Genomic DNA, 22,175 nt, shown 5'->3' on the forward strand with positions numbered 1-22,175 from the left:
CGCTATCAAAGGTCGCTTAATCGACCTGAATGAGACGCTGGGACTGACCACGGAGAGCGGTGCGACGCAGATTGAATATCATCCTGCGCAGTACGATCTCAATGGTACGGCCGGTAATGATGTGCTGGATGCCCGTGGCGCGAACTCCGTCGATGCGAAAGAGGGTGATGACACGATTGTGATCAACAGCACTAATTTCACAAGCATTAAAGGAGGGGAAGGTCACGACACGCTGGTCTGGGATTCTAATAACGATTTAGAGCTTGGCACGGTCTCAAACAAAATTAGCGGAGTTGAAACTATTCACATGGGGAATAACACGGCGCAAACCTTAGTCATTAGCGCCAGTGACGTACTCGAAATGACCAAAGATAATGGTAGTGAGGCAAATACGTTACATATTACCGGTGATGTGGGTAACTCAAACAGCAATAATGTGAGTGATACTGTCAATATCAATAAATCGGAATGGACCGTTTCAACATCACAAAATGAAAATGGCGTGAATTACGATGTCTATACCAATAATGATGACACTACCGTCAAGCTGTTAATCCAGCATGGCTTAAATGTTATCTGACCCGCCGGCGGTGGCTTCGGTCACCGCCCGTTCTCTGTCGCAGTCGGTCAGAGAACAGACTATTGCATAAACTCCCGCCCATGCACCGGCATGGGCGGGGGTCACTCCTTGTAAAATATAGTTATAAATAAAGGTGCCATGTCAGGATTAAAAACCTATATATGGCAATTTTGCAGAATTAACGTTGTTAAATGACACTGTGGGCGGTTACAACAGTGTCCTGTCGCAGACGGGTTCAGGCGGCAGGATAAATAGCCAACCCACTTCACTTGTTATTTTTGAGTTAACTATGAAGACAACCTTGTTTGCAGCAAAATACACATTTACGTTGCGCCATTTTATCGTGGGGTTGCTATTTATAAATCCCGTATTTAATGCCAGCGCAACGGATTTTATTGATATGATTCGTATGACGGCCGATCACCCTTCAGTACGATCGGCATTTTCGAACAGCGCAGGCGCCTATTATGATATTGAGCAGGCTAAGGCGGCTGACGGTTTTCAGGTCAGTACAGGCGTAAGCGCCGTAGGCTATTCAGGTCAGCCCGGCAATGAAAATAACCCCCTGTCACCTCATATTTCCATCAGTAAGTTACTTTACGATCATGGTCGTACCGATGCCAGCGTCGCCGGAAAAGAGGCTGCTTATTCTATGCAGCAGGCGCAAATTAATGTGACACGCGAAAACCTTAATCAGCAGGTACTTTCTCTGTTCACCTCGGCCGCCACTAACGCCAAAGTTGTCGCGGTGCTGGATAAAGAAATTGCGGCACTCCAGAACCTGTTAAACCGGGTGCAGAGTATAGCCAGAATCGATAGCGGCAGAGCCTCAGAAATTAATCAGGTCGCTACCCGTCTCAATGCGGTCATCGCCAGTCGCGAGATGAGCAACACCAGCTACCAGCAGGCATTGCAGCAGCTCAGTGCGCTATTAAACAGGGAGATTGTTCTCTCCCGCGATCTTCCCGATTTGAAAAAGGCAGGTCTCTTGCCCGCCTCGCTGGATCAGGCGCGGCAGGTCCTTAAGGAAAACCCAAACTGGGCCGTTTCGCGCGAACAGAAAGAGATGGCAAAAGCCGCCGTGGATCTGGCATCAAAATGGAACCGGCCAAAATGGAGCGTGCAGCTGAGTCTGGACAGCCCGAAACGCAACGGTGAAATGGAGCCGTTCAAAGCCGTCACGTTACAGGTAAGCAGCGATATTAACCTTTGGGATGGCGGTAGCGGGAGAGCGAATACCAAAGCTGAAACACAACGTCTGATCGCCGCTGAGGCGGAACAGGACGCCACGTTGCGCTCATTAAAGCAGCAGCTTGACCAGCTGTGGGTTTCATTACCTTTGCGTGAGCGACAGATCAACGCCCTGCAAAGGCAGTCGGAAACGGCGCTTCAAACCTGGAAAGCGGGAGAAGTGCAGTTCTTTGCCGGTCAAAGGCCCTTAACCGATCTTATCTCATTTGCGACGGATTATTACACCAGCCTGGCCAGTTATCAGGAACAGCAGATGCAGTACCTGGCGGCCCAATGGCAAATTGTCGCGGCGCTGGGAAAAATGAGCGATCTGGCACAAAAAGTGAACACATTGCCTGCCAACACGATTCAGGCAGTGCAGTAACGCCGCCTGAAGAATAACGAACGCTGTGCATGGCGGCAGCTCAACGTCCGCCACGCCTGTATGAATGAGCTGTCCAGAGGACAACACCGTGACTGAAATTCATCTTGAGCCTGAGAGCGCTGAACCGAACGCTGAAAGCCGGGCTATCCCCAAATCGCGGCCAGAGACGCAGGAAACTCTGCTGCTTGCTCTGCAAAACGCGCTACGGCTATTTGACGTTCGCCTGACGCTGAATGCACTGCGTGCTGATATGCCCGCTTTTCCTCCCCATGACGATACTTCCGCTCAAAACCAGTGGGCGCTGCGGGCACTACAGAGCCGCGGCATCAGTGCGGCCTGGCAGCAGATTGATCTTGCGGATGTGAAAAGCTTTGTGCTGCCGGCGGTGATGCGGCTGGAAACAGGCTACTGCGTGCTGACGCAGTGTAGCGAAAAGAAGTGCGCCATTATCGATCCCGCGCTGGGCGGTCAGCCGGTCGAGGTCGATTTTGCCCGTCTGGCTCAGCATTATAGCGGCGAGCTTCTGTTGCTGCGGCCGAAATCGTATCTGGACCACCGTGCCGATGACATTGTTCACGTCGGTGAGGGACACTGGTTCTGGCACACGTTATGGGGCTTCAAGCGCTATATCTATGAGGCTGCCGCGCTGTCGGTGGTGATCAACCTGCTGGTGCTGGCGATGTCGATTTTCACCATGACGGTCTATAACCGGGTGCTGCCCAATCAAACCTACGTCACGCTCTGGACCATGGCGATTGGCGTGACGCTGGCGTTACTGTTCGAACTGGCCGCCCGCCTGGGCCGGGCCTGGATCACCGATCGCGCCGGTAAAAAGATCGATCTCGTGCTGGGTGCACAGCTGTTTCGTCACGTACTGAATGGAAAAATGTCGAACCGTGCGCAGTCAAGCGGCGCCTTTGGCAACGTTATGCAGAGCTTCGACAGCGTACGTGAGCTGACCACCTCGGCGGCGCTTACCACCGTTGCCGACCTGCCTTTTGTATTACTGTTTCTGGTGGTTATTCACCTCGTTGCTGGCCCCCTTGTCTGGTGTGTCATTCTGATCTTGCTGGTGATTGTGGCGATGGTGCTGCTGATGCAGATCCCGTTAAAACGTCACTCTGAAGAGTCAATGAAAATCGGTAGTAACCGTTACGGGCTGGTGATTGAATCGCTGGACAATCTTGAAACGATCAAAGTGCTGCGTGCTGAAAACCTTGTGGCCTCGAAACATGATCTCGCCAGCGTCAAACTCTCCTCGGTGAACATGAAATCGCGCTTTCTCGCCACCATGGGATCGAGCGTCATTCAGACTACTCAGCAGTTCGGTACGGTGATCCTGCTGGTCTGGGGCGCGTATCTGGTTGGGGACGGAGATATCTCCATGGGCGGGATTATCGCCACCATGACGCTGATGGGACGCGCCATCATGCCTATTGCGACGCTCGCGGCGCTGGGGTTACGCATCCAGCAGGCGAAAACGTCGCTGGCGATCCTCAATAAGGTGATGCAGGCGCCCACCGAACGTGAAAAAGAGAAAGTCTATGTACAGCTCCCCCAGGGCAGCCAGACCGAAATCGTCTGTGAAGGGCTGACCTTACGCTATAAAGACGATCTGCCCGCCGTGGTTGAGCAACTTGATGTCCGGTTCCGCCAGGGCGAACGCGTCGCCATTCTCGGCAAGATGGGCAGCGGAAAATCGACCCTGCTGCGTCTGCTGGTCGGTCTCTATCCGCCTACGGCGGGCACGATCACCATCGCCGGCGTGGATATCGGTCAGGTTGAACCGGTTGAGCTGCGTACCCGTATTGCGCTGGTCAATCAGGAACCCCGTTTTATGTTTGGCACCCTGCGTGACAATCTGGTGATGGGCGCGCCCTTTGCCAGCGATGAAGAGCTGATGGAGGTGGCCAGAATGACCGGGGTCAGCGATATAGTTGCGACTCATCCGATGGGATTTGGCATGCCGGTCAGCGAGCGCGGTGAAAACTTCTCGGGCGGTCAAAAACAGGCGATAGCGCTGGCGCGTGCGGTGCTGTCACGTCCCGATGTGCTGCTGCTGGATGAGCCGACCTCGGGTATGGATATGGGATCCGAGCGCATGATCCTTCAGGCGCTGATCCCCGCCATGGAAGATCGAACCGTGATTATTGTGACGCATCGCCCGGCGGTTCTGAAGTATGTCGATCGGGTCATTGTCATGGATGAGGGGATCAAGGTTGCTGATGGCCCGCGTGACGAGATTATCGGCCTGTTAAACAGTGGGAAGATCCCGGCAGCTTCTGTGCTGCGTACCGCAGCCAGGCCCACCGGTATCGAGATCCCTGCGGAAAGCCCGCGCCAGTCTGAAGAGGTGACAGCATGAGTAAATTATCCTCTGGCGGTAAACGTAAAAAGCAAAACCTGTCCGGAGCAGTAGCCAGTGAGATGGTGCAGGCTGCGCGCCAGGATCGCTGGGAAGGGTGGCTTTATATTGCCTGGGGCGGCGTGTCGCTGATGGTGCTGATGCTGCTCTGGGCGGCCAACTTCAATATTGAAGAAGTGACCACCGGTACGGCCAAAATCGTACCAAGCTCTCGTGAACAGGTACTGCAAAGCCTGGAAGGCGGGATTTTGCAGGAGCTGATGGTGCGTGAAGGTGACACCGTTGAGAAAGGGCAGGTTGTGGCCAAGATCGACCCGACAAGGGCGGAAGCCTCCTTTCGCGAGAGCGCGAATCGCCTGCTGGCGCTTAAAGCGCAGGCTGCCCGCCTGGAAGCGGAGGCGACAGGAAACGATCTGACTTTCCCGCCCGAGGTCATGAAGGATCCTGAGTTAGTTACGCGGGAAACCGATGCGTGGAAGCTGCGTAAACGCGCCCTGGATGAATCTCTGGCCGGCTACCTGAAGTCAAAAACGTTATTGCTTAAAGAGCTGGCGATGGCGCGAGAGCTTTCAGCTAAATCATTACTCTCTAAAACGGAGGTGCTGAAGCTTGAGCGGCAGGCCAACGATGCTGAATTACAGATCACCGAACGGCAAAACCGCTATCGTAATGAAGCCAACGATGAGCTGTCGAAAGTCGAGGTCGAAATGACCAGTCTTCAGGAGACCGCGCTGGGGCGGCATGACACGCTGGAACGTACCGAAGTGCGTACGCCGGTGCGGGGGATCGTTAACAGCATCAAGATCAACACGCTCGGCGGAGTGATCCAGCCCGGCGCAGCCATTATGGAAGTCACGCCGCTTGATGACCAGCTGCTGGTCGAAACGCACATCCGTCCTTCGGACGTTGCTTTTCTGGCCCCGGGACAGGAAGCCGTGGTAAAAATTTCCGCCTATGACTATTCCATCTACGGCGGCCTGGAAGGGCGCGTACAGAGCATCAGTCCGGGAGCCCTGAAGGATGAGGAGAATAAAGGCGCACGGCGACCAGGCGCAGATGACACCTATTATCGGGTAATGGTGCTGACGAAAAGTAATACGCTGACTAAAAGCGGCAGTCAGGAGCTGCGGGTAATCCCCGGCATGACCGCGACGGTAGATATCCGCACGGGTGAGAAGAGCCTGCTGCAATATCTGCTGCGTCCATTACTGCGTGTGCAGGAGGCGTTTCGCGAGAAGTAAGCACGGTTGAAAAGGAAAGGCACGCTAACCCGGAAGGAAGGCGTGCTTTTTTGCAGCCATAATGCAGATGTAAAAAAGCCAGCGTTGGCGCTGGCTTTACTCAACTAATAAAAGGTTACTTCAGGATATAGACATTATCGACGCTGATTTCGGTATGACGATCGTTCCGGTCAACTTCGCCTGTTACCCGCACTTTCTTACCGACCAGATAACGGTCGTCATCGTCGTCATCCACATCAATACGAATACGTCCGGTCGAATCCTGCAACCAGTAGCGATCGTCATCAGCCCGCCCGCTGATCGTCCCCGTCAGGGCCACATGACGATCGTCATGCATTTTTTTGGCCTGTGCGACGGTGACCTCCTGGCGGGCAAAGGCCGATGTTGAACCCAGCAGGGTAAGGAGGATCAATAACGTTCTTTTCATTTACTACTCCTTTAATGAAGAGATACAGCTTCGTCATGTAGCTGGTTGAAACTTAAAAACTAAACCGATAGCCCGTATTAATCTGGTGCTGATTAAAGCGGTCGCCGTCTACCCTGTCAGCTTCCATAAAGAGAGTGTGATTGCTGTCGCGGAGGCTTAAGGTAAAAGCCTGCGCGGCCATCAGATAAACGGAATTAATTGGGTACGGGATCGAGGTGACTCGTTATGACGGATACTTTATTAACGCTGGCAGGATTATGCCAGGGGACGCTGAATTATGTAAAGGTGGCAGGGAAGTGGCCTTTTTAACATTGATTGATATCGTACCCTTCATTAATTACGTTTTCCTTTGAAAATTAAGGCGATGCGGTCATTGTCAAGTCTGTAATATTGTTAATTTTATTCACACCTGTCATTTTTCTGGAGTATTTACTTTTTCAACCATAGTGGATTGGGGCACCAAAGAAAATTTAAAAGCGCGCGTTGAAGCGGTATTAACCGGCTATTTGATAAAGTTCAGGCTTCAGATATTAAAACATTCAGGACAGGTTAAATAACAAAGTGCTGGCCAGCGTTAACAGAGAATGACTAAAAACCCGGTAGCGGCGACGGTGAGTATGTCTGCACCCTTTCTCTGGCCGTCAGGCGACCGGCCGTTAAGTTGTTTACGCTATGCTGAAAGAAAATCCTATCAGGAGATCATTCGATGAAAATCACCAAAATACATTCAGGCATCGTGCTGGCAGGCGTGATGCTCACCGCCTGTTCGCAACAGGAAGCCGCACCGTCGCGTTTAACGATGCATAATCCGGCTGCCGACTGGTGCCTTCAGGTAAACGGAAAGCCATCGCAGATTAAAACGGATGCCGGTACAACCAGCTACTGTACGCTGCCTTCCGGAGAACGGATTGAGCAGTGGGCGCTTTATCACCGGGATCACCCAGAGAAGGCGAAAACCAACTAAGCTGGTCGTTCATTCAACCTGCCGGCGCTATTGCACCGGCTTAAGCTGCTGGCGGGCTACTCCTGTTTTCCGGTGGATTGTGCCCGCGATCCCGTACGGTGGCGCGCTCTGTCCGCTGTTATCGCCTTCCTGCAAGACACACCATTACTGGAAAAATTCGCCACTCTGTCGCTCTGTTTGCACGTAAATAGTGGCTGTTACTGTCCGGCAGGAGGAGTGGTGAAGCACGACGTTATTCGCATCCGATCATAAAACCGCATCCTATACAGACCTTGTATGCAGCAAAACGCGTCTCGCTACCCAGCACAGGCAGGAACGCCGGTCGGCGTAAAAGGCCATATGTAAGCGGCGTGACATAGGCAAAGCGTATATATCGAGCCCCAGTCAATCAGGTAAAGCCAGAGCCGTTTCCACCTGAGGGCAGTTCAGCGCTGAAGAAAATAAAAGTAAGGCTCTTAAAAAACCATCCATACGGTTATTGATTTATTCAATGCTGATTTATGTAAATAAATGGCAGAGGGGCTATGTTTTCTTTATTAAATTTCCCGTCTAAATATTAATCTTTATAAATGTAAAGTTCAGTAATAATATAGTGGGCTGAAAATAATTTTGACGTCAGCTAAAATTTAATTAGCAGATTAAGCGTTATTTTATTATTAATATATTTTTAATAAATCAACAAACTACATTCCATTTTTGTAATAGTTATAATTATTTTTATAATCATGATGTTGCTTTTTTTCAGGCGCCTTTAATGATGTATTTGATCTCAATCAACAAACCAAGGGAAGTTAATTACAGGTGGCTGTTTTTCTGATGGTAGTATTTCTTTGATTATAAAAGTCCTTTCTTAAATGTTTTTTTATTGAGGGTGATTAATTGAAATACTTCGGGAAAGCAGCAATTTGCTGCACGGTATTTATCTGCACAAAATCCTATGCAGGTATTATGCGTAACGATGTCGATGTCCAGGAATACCGTGATTTCGCGGAAAACCTGGGTAAGTATACAGTCGGCGCCAGCAACTTACCGGTATACAAAAAAGAGGGAGCGCTGTCGGGCTATCTTGATTTTGCCATGCCCGATTTCGGTATGGTGGCGAATTATGGATACAGCACCCTTATTGCGCCTTCTTACCTTGCCAGCGCCCGCCATAACACCGGTTATCAAACGGTGGGATTTGGTAACGGCGCGCAGTATGGCGCAACCTACACGCTTATTAATCGTAATGAATCACCTCTCGCAGAAGAAGATTTTCACCTGCCGCGCCTGAATAAGGTCGTGACGGACGCCGTTGCTGTTGAGGCGGTAGAAAAATCAGAAATACGCAAAGGTGATACCGCTCGCTACAGCTGGTACACCCGCGTCGGAGGCGGTACGCAAAGCCAGGTCAGTGATGATGAATCAGAACGTATTACGCTGAGCGGAGCTTATAACTGGGTGAGTGGCGGTACCATCAACGCCGGAGCTGTTGCGCTGAATGCCTCATCCCTCCGGGCAACCAGTTATGGCGCGGATAATTCACTGACTTCTCCGCTCTCAATTGGCACCATGGGGGGAGACAGCGGCAGCCCGATTATGGTGTACGACGAGCAGGATAAAAAATGGAAAATTGCAGGCGTCCTGCACGGGGCCGTCGTGGATGACAAAATCACCAGTGAAACCAGCATCTGGGAATACATTCCTGATGGTTATATTCAGAACATCATTGCCGCAAACACCTCTCCTGATGTGGTTGATGTTGCAGGTAAGGGCCCTCTTTACTGGAATAAAGAGGCGATAACGCAACAGGATATCGCCTGGGCCTGGCGTGGACTGGATGCCGCTTACGCTGAGATTGCGCCTTCTGCCGCCAGCAATGATGAACTGGATGCCACCAAAGATTTACGCTTTAACGGTGCCGGCGGTCCGATTATGCTTAATACCTCCGTCAATATGGGCGCGGGTAAGCTGCAGTTTTCCAATAATTACACGGTGAAAGCAGCTGACGGTCTGAAGGCAACCTGGGTCGGGGGAGGCGTCGAGGTTGACGCAGGCAAAGAGGTGCTCTGGCAGGTTAATGGTCTGGCTGATGACGCACTGCATAAAATCGGCGCGGGAACGCTGCATATCAATGCAGAAGGTATTAACGCCGGCAGTCTCAATGTGGGCGATGGCACGGTGATCCTCGATCAGCGTGAGGATGCTTCGGGAAATAAGCAGGCTTTCTCCTCGGTCACTTTAGTCAGCGGTCGTCCGACAGTGGTCCTTCAGGATGCGGAACAGGTTGCAACCAGCAATATCTTCTTTGGCTACCGCGGCGGCAAGCTGGATTTGAAGGGTAACGCGTTGAGCTTTAAAAAAATCAACCATACCGACAGCGGCGCAGTGCTGGTTAACCATAGCCCCGATCAAAGCGCGAATCTGACCCTCTCTGGCTACGGCACTGCCGATGTCGCGCTAAATAAGTTCAGTAGCAGTAATCCTCAGGGGACGCCGGGTTCAATTTATGTTTACAACAACCCGTACACAAAAGAGACCGAATATTTCCAGCTGAATACTCAGTCTTACTGGTATTTCCCGACGGATAAAAGTTCAACCTCAACCTGGACCTATCTGGGAACAGATGCCAGTGCAGTGGTGAATTCCCGTTTAGCCCAGTTAAACCAGCAGGTTTTTCGCGGCTTTCTGGGGGAAACTGAAGAAGCGGCAGTTAATGGAGCGATGAACGTCACCTTGCAGCCGGAGAATGTCACGGCGATAACGGCGCTGACGGGTGGCATGAACCTGAATGGCAATCTCACCGTTGATAACGGGACGCTGATTCTTTCCGGTCAGCCGGTTGCGCATGCGGGTGGCGTTGTTATTGATGATGACTGGGCGACGTCGCTGTTTAACGCCAGCGAAATCAGCGTGGGTAAAGGCGCGCATTTTCAGGTGGGCGAATATGCCCGCGTACAGGCCAGCATTATCGCTGACGAGTCGGCACGCCTCGCTTTCGGCTACAACGACAGCGGCCGGGCAGATGAAAAGAGCTGGCGCTGTTATGCCGTTATTTATCAGGATGACGCCACCTGTGGTCAGCCTCAGCGCGATACTCTTGCGCTGTCGCTCCTGCCTGCAAGTCAGGTGGTGGGCGATGTTCAACTGGCGAATAATGCCAGCCTCTATCTGGGTAAAGTGAATTACCAGGGCGCGGTTACTTCATCCGGTACGACACGCATGACGCTGAACAAGGATGCCAACTGGCAGATGACCGGCAACAGTCATATCAGTGAATTGCAGGCGCAGAGCGGAGCCATGCTTTCCATGGTGCCGGCAGGAACGTGGCAGGCGAAAACCCTCAGCGTGGATTCGCTTGATGCTTCGGGTCTGCGGCTGATGTCAGGCATAAAACCAGCCTCGCTGGAAAGCGATCTGCTTACCATCAAAAATTCGGCCAGGGGGGCAATAATTTACTGGATGTAAGCCTGTTAGTTGACGCTGAAGAGCCGGTTGCGCTTACTCAGGATTTGGTGATGGTTGATGCGCCAGCGGGCACCGCGCATGACTATTTCTCTTTTGCGGATAGCTACAGCGGCTTCAGTGTTTATACGCCAAATTATCAGGTAAAGGAGGAAGGTGGACGGGTGACCTGGGTGCTTAAGCATAACCAGACCGTAGAGCCGGAAATTCCTGACAAGCCTGCCACACCGGATGCGGCTCCGGTTACGCCGGCAGAAGGTAATACCGTCCCGGATATCGGCACAGATACGCCGGCAGAAGGTAATACCGTCCCGGATATCGGCACAGATACGCCGGCAGAAGGTAATACCGTCCCGGATACAGGCGCAGATACGCCGGCAGAAGGGAATACCGTCCCGGATACAGGCGCAGATACGCCGGCAGAAGGGAATACCGTCCCGGATACAGGCGCAGATACGCCGGCAGAAGGGAATACCGTCCCGGATGCGGGCACAAATACGCCGGCAGAAGGGAATACCATCCCGGATACAGGCGCAGATACGCCAGAAGAAGGTAATAGCATCCCGGATACGGACATGGATGTGCCGGCACAGGGAGAGACTAAACCAGATACGGGGATTGACTCGCAAACCCAGGGCAATACTACACCAGGTGAGTCAAATGGTCAGGGCAAGGAAGAAAAAACGGATCCTGAAGCGTCAGCCGACCGGACGGATACAGCGGAAAAGCCGGCATTCAACCCGGATGACTGGTTTACCATTTATGATAACCAGCCGCTTATTCAGGATACGCGTGCAATGATGGCCTCGCGGCAGTATATCTTTAGTGAAGCGGTCAGCCAGTTGCATAGCCGGACAGACAGCCTGAGGACTTCGCCGGGCAGCAGCGGTTCGTGGGGTACGCTTGAGCAAAGGAAAGGGCGTTTCCTCGGCCTGAATGCCAGTCAGCAAACCCTGAATCTTGGGTGGGATCGGCAGGAAGGAACCCAGATAGCGGGGCTGAGCGCCAGCTACACTCAGGGGCAGATCGAAGGTAAAGGGAAAGAAAACCACCGTCTGGCCACCCTGGGAGGCTATTACTCATGGCAGTCGGATAACGGATGGTTTGCAGATGCTGCGGGTCAGTTCATGTACCTGAAACAGGAGTTAACCCTGGATCCGGCACTAGGTATTAACGGAAAAAAACCGGATAGCCATATGCTGGCTGGTGGTCTGAGAACAGGCTATCAGTTTAGATTCGCTAGCGACACCATCAGGGTTTCCCCGTTTATTGGCGTCAGCGGAGGCGTACTTTCAGGTTATTCCCTTCAGGGAGATGATGCTGAGGTGTCTCTCAGCTCTGGCAACGTTTATTACGGCAACGCTGGCGTTATGGTGCAAAAATATGGTCTGGGCACCGGACTCGAAAATGTGAACCTGTTTACATCTGTGACGTACCAGTATTCTCCAGGTAAAAATGGCCCTGAAACAACGCTCGCGGATCGTCAGTCAAAGCGCCAATATGATGCCTGGTCCGATAACCGCTATCGTGCAAAGATAGGTATAGAAGGCATAATTACGCCATCACTCTCCTTAAATGCAAAGGCGGAAAGCAGTTTTAGCGGTGAGTTTAAAACAGACTACAGCGGCGTAGTCGGACTTTCTTATCACTTCTAACCATTATCAGAGCATCATCTGGGATGATGCTCTCTTTTTTGACCTTTTATATTTACGAACCGGTATATTTTCTTTGCATTTCACATTCAGGAAATCTTCTTATTACTCGTCGGTGTTTTTAATATACACAAAGGCGAGGGGTGACTTTCGTAGGTTCTGATTTTCTGACGATCGAATTAAATAAGGCATAATAAATTGTATCTGAAAATTGATATAAATAAAAAGCCAACCTGCCAGTTGTGAAGTGGTTTATGTCAGGTTTAGTGACGCCGGTTTATTCTTTGTGAGGAGAGGTTCAATAATTATTTCCCTGTAAGAAGCTTTTTAATTTTACCGATTCAAAGGGTATAAGATGAGATTCGTAAGTAAAAATTATTCACGTAGTAGGACCTGGTGGCTGTTGCTGTTTTTTTGCACCCTCTTTTGGAGCGGTGGCGTCATTTTATTCTTATCGTTAATGAAGTAATTCACACCTGGTGACGGGGCTCGACTGAATGCGATAGTTCCCCCCCAAATAGTCTATCAGGTTCACTGTAAGCCATACCAGGCACCCATCAGATAGCCCCTTTGTTAGCTATGCCCACTGCCGCACAACGTCTGTTCGACGTCACGCAAGTCGTTTTTCGATCCAGAAAGAATCTTTAAAACCTCCCCACAGAAAAATGATTTCATCAATGCTGTTCATGATTTTATGCCTGAGATCGATTCTAAATCAGCCTTAAACAAAATCAGGGTTATTTGTATCATTAAGGTTAATTATTGTTTTTTGTTTGTTAATTTAAGAAGGGGTAATTTTATTTTCACTTGCTACAATTTGTTGATTTCTTACTTTTATTTAATTTTATTAATAGTTTTTTTATTTTTTTTGGCTCCTTTCTTTTGTTAAATTTTTTCTATTCGAAATCATATGGCGTCGTTGACGGTTAACCCTGCTGGTTTTAATATTGCGTCCAGTTAATTTTATAACTTTGAGTGGATGTAATATGAAGGAAAATAATTTTTTAAACTGTATGCCTGAGGCCATGGTCCTGTCCAAGGATGAACTTATCGAAAGATTAAAAAATGCACCTCCCCAGCTCGGTGAGCTAGTGGTTTTTTTAGACAAGCGATGTGGTTTACAGCTCCAGCTTGCGGATTATCAATATCTCCGGGCAGGGATAAACCGTTTCCTGTTTATCTATGATGATATGAAGCAGGATTACTCTGCGCTACGTAAGCTAATGTCCGAACTGGATTGCATTCTGATTTCTGCAAGCTAATTTATATGTATTAACTTAAGGTTTGGGAAGGTTGTAATTTTTTCCAGGGAAACCTTTTTAACCATTTTGGCAGTTCTGCTTTCAGCTCCTGCTTTTTCCTCTGGGGTCATGGCTATTCAAGCTACCCGAATTATTTGGCCTGAAAAAGCGCATCAACAAACCGTATCGATAATGAACTCGTCAACCACCGATAGTTTTTTGGTGTCGTCATGAGTGGAGGATGAGGCGGGCCATAAATCAAATGAATCAGTCGTGGCGTCGCCTTTATAGTTAAGCGGGTAGGTAATTTTTCGGATAAAGCCCGATGAGATGCTAAAAGAGGGTAGCACTCTGCTGTTAATTATACAAAGATACCTCACTCACAGACTGAGAGAATATACTCAATCTCAGCCTGAAGTTTTTTTAACTCTTTGAAATAAGACTCTGATGATCCATTGTAGTGATTGTACAAACACTCTTTAAGTTTTTCATGTATAAAACGATAGGCGGCAAGATCCGGATTATGTTCACAGACATTGTATAAAAAGTTGAGGATGCAGCCACATTCAACAAAACCATAAAAGCCTATCCTTTTGATTAACTGCTCACGATTCAGTAACTCAGATTGTGGAAGTGCCGTTATATTATCGTGAAAATTTATTTTCATAAACCTCGCCTTAAAATCCGGTAAGAATAGGGATGTAAACCTGCTAAAAGAGTAATATAGAACGAATCAAATGGAGCATTAAATAAGTTAATGCCTGTTAATTAGATTTTTAATCTGTAATTTTATTGATGTTTATGATTATATGCTGATGTTGGCGGCCCATGGTGATGGGATCGCGCCAGAGCATTCAGGTGACCCAACTGTCTGACCGCAGTCATCCTCTAAACTGGAGTATAAAGGGTACTATCGTTGCCGGATTCAGAACCTGTAATTACACAGAAGGCAGGCCTGCTGGTAAAGCTTAAAAGAATGAAGCCTGTTCGGTTTATCATCCCGGCAGTGGAAAATTTTATCAGCCACGTTTTTTTTCTATCGTAAACGAAGGAATGCTGCTGACATTCGGAACGGGTCCTCAGGTAGATTTCGATGAACCTGGATCCCAGTGCCTTAACGTACACGGGCTCGCCTTCGCAAATTACGGTAACGCCCGGTTGGTTGTCTCTTCTCTGTGGTACTTGCAAAAATCATTGATGTAATGCCCTTGCCTGAACAATGGCAGCTTGTTTCTAAAATAATACAGTCCAACTGATTAATGGTAGTGACTTGATGCATGTTCCCTGTGCTTTCTTTCATTCGTCTGATTCCCTGTAACTTAAAAATTAATCATGCGTCGGAATTATGCAGGCCCCTGTAAAAATGGGAAAGCCACGTTGTGGAGAAACCACGCTTTGCATTGATGTGATTAATTTATAATATTGAATGAGATTAATAGCAACTTCTTGAAAACATGAGTAGCGCAGTCTTGTGAAAACTTTTCACAGGTTTATTTAACAAAGTATTACAACGCGATCTAATTTTGTGATTGGTAACCGCATGTAAGGGTTGGTTTTTTATAATTTATAAGCTGGTACTAAGTGGGCGGCTTGGGTGATTTCATCTAACAAAAATTATGAAGCTTTATAACCAATGATGCCATGTCGTTCGAAAACATAAAAATCGGTTTACCGATCGTTTAATTCCCCGCAGCAAGGAATGGTGGCTCAGATTTTTCGTTAAATAACGGGCGGAATAAAACGCCCACACTGAATGCCATTTGAATATAATTATTTTAATTATCAAGCATTTTACGAAGAGGAGACTTACTTATCAGAGGCTATAACCGCCGCATAAGTATTGTGATTCGCGCCTGTTTGTCAGGTTATGGATGAAATAAATAATGGTTTATTGATAAAGCGTTTCGGTTGCGCAGGTAATGATATTCACCAGGGAATCCGTTAATGAAAAAACCGTACGCTACGGCAAGTGAGCCGTCACTGACAATACGACATACTGGATGATTGTCGCGTCACCTGCCGGCCAGGATTAAGGCCAGAAAAAAGCATCACACGGTGAGGCAGAGGTACGAGTGTGTTAATGCGCAATCCCGGGCTTGATGATGATCCAGCATCGGGCGTGCAGGTAATGTGCATAGCGCGAGCGGCTTCATGCCTGAGGCTAAATTGCGCCGTTCACGTTAGTAATAAGGAGAACGCAGATATGGCAGATATTATTGATGAAGCGATGGAGGTCATCGATCTCAACGCGGAGATAAAAGTAGCGGTAATACGTAGTCAGCTAAGCCAGCCCGGCCGCATGACATGTGAAAACTGTGACGAAGAAATCCCGGCGGCAAGACGGCAACTGCTGCCCTCGGTAACGACCTGTGTGACCTGTCAGGAAATTTTGGAGCTGCGTGAACGAACCGGCCAGTCGGTTCACGGTGGAACAGGCCGGGCAGCGGGAGATGACGTGGTGTGACCCCTGTTCAGGCTCCTGCATTTGCCGTCCGCCGGGCTGTCATCGCCAACGGTATGTTCACAACGGTACAACAGGCTGTTGCGCTATACTTTTGATTCGGTAAGGCAGGGCAGTTTTCCCAGAGTAAGCGCGAATTCATGATATATATCTTCCGCTGCTGATAAACAGGGAAGCAATTTTGCCGCCAGGATGCTGGCCGACAGTGTCTGTTCCTTCATCCATAACGGATGCTGTTCAGCCTGAAATAATCGTATTTAAGGTAAAAAAAACGCTCCTGAAAAAGGAGCGCAGCCAGGTTTAAGCTGCATAATTATTTTAGTTCGTGTTAGCAGCAATGAGGCGTTTATGACACTATTACATCATACGAAATATAAACCCTGTTTAAATGAATCTTATTGCGGCTTAAAATTATAAAAATATTCAACGCAGTGCGTTGACATGATATTGATAATTCGTATCAGATACTGTTCATTATACGGAGCCTGATACGTTAAGTGCAGCATCGGCTATGTCGTTCATATTTATTTTTTATTAATCAGGTTGGAGTCTGTTCAGGTGCGATGCTCTGAGAAAGTGACGGGAGTGGTACTATTTTTACTTTTTTACTGTGCAGCGGGTTATGTGGTGTGGCTACTTTTGTTTGAGTGGCGCTCACTGCTGCATTTTATTTTACATAAAATCTGAACGTTGATGCTAACGGTAGTCATGTTCACAGGTCTCGAATAATGTCCGGTAGACCAGTTGTGCACTATGTGAAAACCACCCTTTATAGTTGTCCGGTTCCTTATGTAAGAGGCAACTGGCCGTGTGAATCATGGATGCGGCATGAATATGATGCAAAAATAAAATAAACACAAAAAATCCTGTCAGTACCCAGAGACAGATGATTTTATTAGTTCTGTTATATGCATGCGACATAAGCGGCCATTGTACAAGTGTGTTATTGTCATAACCTGACAAGATGAAGTGAATTTTATCATTGAACATATAAGAATGTTCTATCTCCAATCGTAAACTGTCCATTAAACTTCTCTTATTATCCCACGCAAGTTAAAATTCAGCACTCTGGGGCTATTTTAGTTAACATGTTTTAAACAGCATGGCGAAATGTAATGATATTGCCGTGATCTGTTTTCACATTAGGAATGGTTTTATGATGAGTCTTTCGGCTCTCATTTTTTCAAAAAAATGACCTGTTGCAGCGGCTTAATCGTGCCATCAATACAGGAGCGGATCGCCGGCAGAAAGGTTTAGCTGAAGGAAAAGGGCTGACGCTGTACGGAAAGTGATGAGAAGAGCGATAGCGGATGGGAAGAGTATCACTGGGGGATAGAACATGTGCTCAGTGGAATATCTTAGCAAAGATGGACCAGCAGCACGTTCTCTGCCGCATTAAGGAAGTCATTTAACGTAGTCAGTGAAATTAACCCAGGCGAGCCTGAGTAAGCGCAATCGCCTGGGTTGCCCGTATAAGCCAGTGGCGAAGGCGCCGCCGTCAGAGGATACTTATTTATGCGCGTTTTAAACGCCTCACGCCTGGGAGCACATCGCGTTATACTTCGAAAAATTCGACCTTACCGCCAGCAAGATGATACATGCTGCCAACAATTTTGATTTTCTTACGATCTTCAAGATCTTTCAGTACTGGACTGTTTTTACGGATATTTTCGATGGTCAATTCCACGTTCTTGCGCGCAACAGCATCGACGAAATCGTAGTTACTGCCTTTACGCTCACCGCTGTACGACGTTTTTGCAATGGCTGGTTTAATTTCATCCAGCAGGCCCGTCAGGTTACCCAGTTGAGCATTATCAATCGCGCCGCGTACCGCTCCGCAGCGCGTATGTCCCATGACCAGCACCACTTTCGCCCCAGCCACTGCACAGGCGAACTCCATACTGCCCAGAATATCCCGGTTGCTGATATTGCCCGCTACCCTGGAGTTAAAGGTCTCACCAATGCCAGCATCCAGCACAATTTCCGCTGGCGCGCGTGAGTCGATGCAGCTCAGGATCACGGCAGCCGGATACTGACCCGCAATACTGCTGCGTTTCTGCTCCAGAAAATCATGTTTAACCGGACGGTTTTCACGAAAGCGCAGATTGCCCTCTTTAAAGCGTTCAATGACCGCCTCTGGCGTCATACCATCACGTTCTTCTTTGCTCAGCGAGGCTGCAAAAGAGATAGTCGGCACTGATAAGGTTGCCAGACCGGTGAACGACAGGGCGGAAATTGCCAGCGTTTGTTTGAGGATCTTCCGGCGGGAAGGCTTCGCTGGGTGGTTCTGTTGCATTATTTACTCCTGATTATAAGGTCAACTTTAATTGCTGAGATAATACCCAGGCAAAAGTTAATCTTTCGGCAACCAAAAGCTATTTTTAGCGCTTACTCAGTACCGCTAATGCAAAAAGAGAAAGATATAAATGAAATTATAATCAGTAAAACAAACTATCAACACAAATTTTATAAATATTTAACATGAGTTTTAACTTTCCCGTCAAACAGAATCCGAGAGGAAGAAAGAATGATCATGGAAGGGGCTGGATTTGATAATGCCATAATAACATTCTGATTAAAGAAATAATAATAAAAAAGAGGTGCGCTGTCAGAGTTGTTCCGTCAGCGCGGTACTCCTGAACGTAATGTCATTATCCTTCTGTCAGAAGAGACTCTGTTCGTCAGTATGCTAATATCATCTGATATTGCTATATATTGAAATAATGTTATTTTGCTTTAACCAGCATACTATAACGTGATCACCCTGTTCGCAGACGCAATCGTTGAGGGGCGGTGAGCTACAATAATACGGGTGATTTTTAGCGAAGAGATAGCATTATTAATCGCGGTTTCGTTATCAATGTCCAGATGACTGGTCGCTTCATCCATAAACAATATACCCGGCCGGCGATACAGTGCGCGGGCGATAAAGAGCCGCTGTTTCTGGCCACCCGAAATTCCCGATCCCAGCTCACCAATCAACGTTTCATAGCCCATAGGCATACTCATAATCTCATGATGGATATTACTGTAAATGGCGCAGGCCATAATCAACTCTCTGTCAGCATCTGGGGTAAAGCCGCTGATATTATCAGCGATGGATCCTGAGAAAAGCCTGTCATCCTGTAGTACGCAGGCGATACTTTGCCGAAAATTATTCAGACCAATTTTATGAATATCAAGACCTCCCGCCAGTATCTGTCCGCTGGTTGGTATTAAAAGTCCGCTCATGACTTTAAGAAGTGTGGTTTTTCCGGCACCGGAAGCGCCCACTATCGCTACGCTTTCACCGGGCTGGATCGTCATATCTATATCGACAAATACAGGTCTGGATACAGCATCATACTGATAAGTCAGCTTTTTAACTTCAAGAGCAATGCCTGTTCCTGGTTGAAAAACGGTACGTGGGGGGACTTCTGCTTCCGCCTCCGTAAAAATAAGATCGGAGATCCTCTCATTATGTAGTGAGAGCATACGCAAGCTTAATGTCAGATCGATCAGGCTGGAAGCACGCTGCGAAAACTGCCCGCGATAAGAGTTAAATGCCATAAACATCCCGAGCGTCATAGTGTTATCAATTACCATGGCCGCACCCAGCCAGAGAATCGCAACCTGATCCAGCGCAGAAATAAGCGTATTAATGCCGCCAAACAGCATATTGAAACGCGTGATCTTAATACCGGTATTGGTGGCGTCAATATTCAGGTTTAGCCAGTGGCCTGAACGGATGCGGTCAATGCCGAGTACTTTGACCGTCGAAATCCCGTAAAGCGTCTCCATAAAATGAGAACTGGCTTTGGCTCCCTTCACAATCTGCTCTTCGGATAACTGGCGATAAAGGCGATAGGTCAGCAGACGCAACAGTGCATAACAAAGGGTAAAACCTGACACCACCCATACCAGCCAGCCGCCATAAACCATCATCATCGCAAAAAGGCCAACAGTCATAATGGTATCAATAATGCCGGTGACAATACTGTTGGTAAAGGTTGTCCGTATGGCGTCCAGGGATGAGAAGCGGGACTGAATATCCCCCAGGTGTCTTTTCTCAAAAAAAGACAACGGTAATTTCATAAGATGATCGAACAGGGTGGTTTTCCACTGCACATCAGTAAGGGTTCCAAGCGCGATAGATGTCCATGCGCGGATGGCGCTGACAAAAGCCTTGAACAAGGTAAAAACAATCAAGCCAAGGCAGATTACGGTTAAGAGATCGTAATCATGCGCCTGAATGACGTGATCGGTAACCAGCTGCGTACCAACGGGTAAAAGTAAATTAACAGATTCAATCACTACCGACAGTGAAAATATTTTTATCAGCGCGCCCGTAAGACCGTTAATGTTTCGCATCAGGTCTGTCAGGCGGAGTTTCGTCTTTATCGTTTCCTTTTGAAATTCTTTATCAGGCCAGAGTTCCAGTGCTACGCCAGTAAAATGATTTGACATATCCTGTATGCCGACGACTCGCCGTCCGAAAGCGGGATCGTGGATAACAAATGCATTATGGCGAACTTTTACCAGCACAACAAAATGGTTCATATCCCAATGTAATATGCAGGGTGTTCTTAGTTTTTTTACATCATCGATATCCAGTGAAAGTGCCCGAGTTTTCAGCTGAAGCTGAGAGGCGATATTGGCCACAAGCTTTAACGTCGCCCCTTTTGTCGATATGCCAAATTGCTGACGCAGGTTAAAAAGATCAACGTTAAGGCCATAGTATGAAGAAACCATCGCCAGGCAGGCCAGTCCACATTCTGACGATTCAGACTGCAATATTTTGGGGACCTTTCGGCGCAAGGAGAAATTAATTTTACTGTTAATTTTTTCAAAAAGAGACTTACTTGTCATCGACAACTCCGCTCACGCTATTTTTAATTTTATTAACTGGCGCAATAGCCCACTGGTATAATGGCCTTTTCTCAAGGAAGATAATTGCCTTTGCCTGGAGACCGCTGGCTATTTCAAGCGTCTTGCCTTTATCGCTAAAGGCGGTTTGATTAATTGAGACAAGAACCTTGTAGTATGCGCCTTTGTCCTGATGAGTGCCGCTGCTGTAGCCACTCATTTCCTGAGGCGAGGCTGGAATAGAGGAGATTGATGCTATTTCTCCGGGGAACTGACCGAACTTATCCGAGGGGAATGCGTTATAGCGAATATTAATGCGATCGCCTCTTTTTGCGTAGGGCAGGCTGTGGTCCGGTAGCCACAGTAGCAGATAATACTGAACATTATCTGTAGGCTTTATCTGTGCCAGGCTGGCACCCGTATCGACCATCTGTCCAGGCGTTACGCTCAGGGATTGAATCAGTCCGTCCACTCTGGAGGTGATAATGAGACTGCCACTGGCCTTATACTCTGCCAGCTGCCGTTCGAGGTCGCTGAGCTGCGATTCATTTTGTGAAATTTGATTATCAAAGTCCGCCGCGCGAGTAAGCATATCGCTACGTAGCTGGGAAAGTTGAATAATTTCCTGCATGCTCTGATTGTTCAGCCCCTGATAAACACTCTGCTGTGAAAGTGACTGCGCACGCTGGTAATTAAGCTGATCCTGCGTAATCAATCCTCTTTTCAGATAGTTTTCATAATTACTCAGGCTGGCATTCATTTTTCGCACCCCTTCGCGGGCGCTTTTGACCATTTTTTCCGTTTCTTTATGTGCAGCAGCATAGTTATCAATTTGCGTTTGCACGTTTTCTAACGTGGATCTTTTATTATTTTTTAGCTTGGAGATGATTTCAAGGTGCTTTTCTTTCTGGATCTTAATCGACTCAAGGGCGGCGCTGGTTACACTACCGGAGGCGATCGTGCGGGAAACATCTATTTCATAGATCGGATCGCCTTTCTTAATCCGGTCGCCAACTTTAACAAAGCGGGTGATAATATAGCCCTGCTGAGGCGAGTATATGTTAATAGCGTGAGGGAGAGTGATGACTTCGCCATCAACGTCAATTCTTCTGTTATAGTCAAAAAAAACCATCGCCAGCAAAATAGTAATCACGAAAACCAGGCAAGTCACTGCCACCAGTGGCGCCGGAATTTTAGAGAGGAGCAGCGCTTTTCCCACCCATTTCTGGCGTTGATAATTTATTGCATTACTGCGGAATATACTTTTTTTATTATTGTTTTCCATGGGGTGTTCCAGCGGAAAAAAAAGAGCCACGAATGTGGCTCTTTGAAACAGGTAT

Annotated in this window: 13 protein-coding genes and 1 pseudogene; 9 read left to right on the forward strand and 5 right to left on the reverse strand. The window is 48.1% G+C overall.

Annotated features, from left to right (window positions below; all coding sequences use genetic code 11):
* From AAH446_RS06080 to AAH446_RS06095, 4 genes and pseudogenes are all read left to right on the forward strand, one after another.
* Positions 1-580, forward strand: a pseudogene (locus AAH446_RS06080) (hypothetical protein); the annotation flags it as partial.
* A gap of 400 nt (positions 581-980) precedes the next feature.
* Positions 981-2,195: a TolC family protein gene (locus AAH446_RS06085; protein WP_342905835.1), complete on the forward strand. Its 1,215-nt coding sequence runs from the start codon at positions 981-983 to the stop codon at positions 2,193-2,195.
* 88 nt (positions 2,196-2,283) lie between these two features.
* Positions 2,284-4,560 carry a type I secretion system permease/ATPase gene (locus AAH446_RS06090; protein WP_342905836.1) on the forward strand — a complete coding sequence of 759 codons (2,277 nt, stop codon included), beginning with the start codon at positions 2,284-2,286 and terminating at the stop codon, positions 4,558-4,560.
* Positions 4,557-5,801 (forward strand): HlyD family type I secretion periplasmic adaptor subunit, encoded by a 1,245-nt coding sequence (locus AAH446_RS06095; RefSeq protein ID WP_342905837.1) that lies wholly within the window; start codon positions 4,557-4,559, stop codon positions 5,799-5,801. The genes AAH446_RS06090 and AAH446_RS06095 overlap by 4 nt, the downstream gene beginning before the upstream one ends.
* Before the next feature lie 115 nt (positions 5,802-5,916).
* Here AAH446_RS06095 and AAH446_RS06100 read toward each other — a convergent pair whose 3' ends face one another.
* The gene (locus AAH446_RS06100) at positions 5,917-6,228 is read right to left on the reverse strand and encodes a NirD/YgiW/YdeI family stress tolerance protein (protein WP_342905838.1); all 312 of its coding nucleotides are present in this window, start codon (positions 6,226-6,228) and stop codon (positions 5,917-5,919) included.
* A 706-nt stretch (positions 6,229-6,934) separates the two neighbouring features.
* On the opposite strand from AAH446_RS06100, the gene AAH446_RS06105 reads away from it, so the two are divergent.
* From AAH446_RS06105 to AAH446_RS06120, 4 genes are all read left to right on the forward strand, one after another.
* Positions 6,935-7,192 carry a putative hemolysin gene (locus AAH446_RS06105; protein WP_342905839.1) on the forward strand — a complete coding sequence of 86 codons (258 nt, stop codon included), beginning with the start codon at positions 6,935-6,937 and terminating at the stop codon, positions 7,190-7,192.
* A 948-nt stretch (positions 7,193-8,140) separates the two neighbouring features.
* Positions 8,141-10,639 (forward strand): S6 family peptidase, encoded by a 2,499-nt coding sequence (locus AAH446_RS06110; protein ID WP_342905840.1) that lies wholly within the window; start codon positions 8,141-8,143, stop codon positions 10,637-10,639.
* Between the two features lie 50 nt (positions 10,640-10,689).
* Positions 10,690-12,291: an autotransporter outer membrane beta-barrel domain-containing protein gene (locus AAH446_RS06115; protein WP_342905841.1), complete on the forward strand. Its 1,602-nt coding sequence runs from the start codon at positions 10,690-10,692 to the stop codon at positions 12,289-12,291.
* Positions 12,292-13,274: 983 nt separating this feature from the next.
* Positions 13,275-13,550, forward strand: a complete 276-nt coding sequence (locus tag AAH446_RS06120) for a hypothetical protein (protein ID WP_342905842.1) — start codon at positions 13,275-13,277, stop codon at positions 13,548-13,550.
* Positions 13,551-13,905: 355 nt separating this feature from the next.
* On the opposite strand, the gene AAH446_RS06125 is transcribed toward AAH446_RS06120, so the two are convergent.
* Positions 13,906-14,196 carry a hypothetical protein gene (locus AAH446_RS06125; RefSeq protein ID WP_342905843.1) on the reverse strand — a complete coding sequence of 97 codons (291 nt, stop codon included), beginning with the start codon at positions 14,194-14,196 and terminating at the stop codon, positions 13,906-13,908.
* A gap of 1,536 nt (positions 14,197-15,732) precedes the next feature.
* Between AAH446_RS06125 and AAH446_RS06130 the strand changes: the two genes are divergently transcribed.
* Positions 15,733-15,993, forward strand: coding sequence for a TraR/DksA C4-type zinc finger protein (locus AAH446_RS06130; protein WP_342905844.1), 261 nt, complete (start codon positions 15,733-15,735; stop codon positions 15,991-15,993).
* A gap of 1,552 nt (positions 15,994-17,545) precedes the next feature.
* On the opposite strand, the gene AAH446_RS06135 is transcribed toward AAH446_RS06130, so the two are convergent.
* The 3 genes from AAH446_RS06135 to AAH446_RS06145 all read right to left on the reverse strand — a co-directional run bounded on the left by AAH446_RS06135 (position 17,546) and on the right by AAH446_RS06145 (position 22,120).
* Positions 17,546-18,286, reverse strand: a complete 741-nt coding sequence (locus tag AAH446_RS06135) for a carbonic anhydrase (protein ID WP_342905845.1) — start codon at positions 18,284-18,286, stop codon at positions 17,546-17,548.
* 452 nt (positions 18,287-18,738) lie between these two features.
* The gene (locus AAH446_RS06140) at positions 18,739-20,838 is read right to left on the reverse strand and encodes a peptidase domain-containing ABC transporter (protein ID WP_342905846.1); all 2,100 of its coding nucleotides are present in this window, start codon (positions 20,836-20,838) and stop codon (positions 18,739-18,741) included.
* Positions 20,828-22,120, reverse strand: coding sequence for an HlyD family secretion protein (locus AAH446_RS06145; protein ID WP_342905847.1), 1,293 nt, complete (start codon positions 22,118-22,120; stop codon positions 20,828-20,830). The genes AAH446_RS06140 and AAH446_RS06145 overlap by 11 nt, the downstream gene beginning before the upstream one ends.
* Positions 22,121-22,175 lie beyond the last annotated feature (55 nt).

The organism is Erwinia psychrophila (genome assembly GCF_039023475.1).
Lineage (GTDB): Bacteria > Pseudomonadota > Gammaproteobacteria > Enterobacterales > Enterobacteriaceae > Erwinia.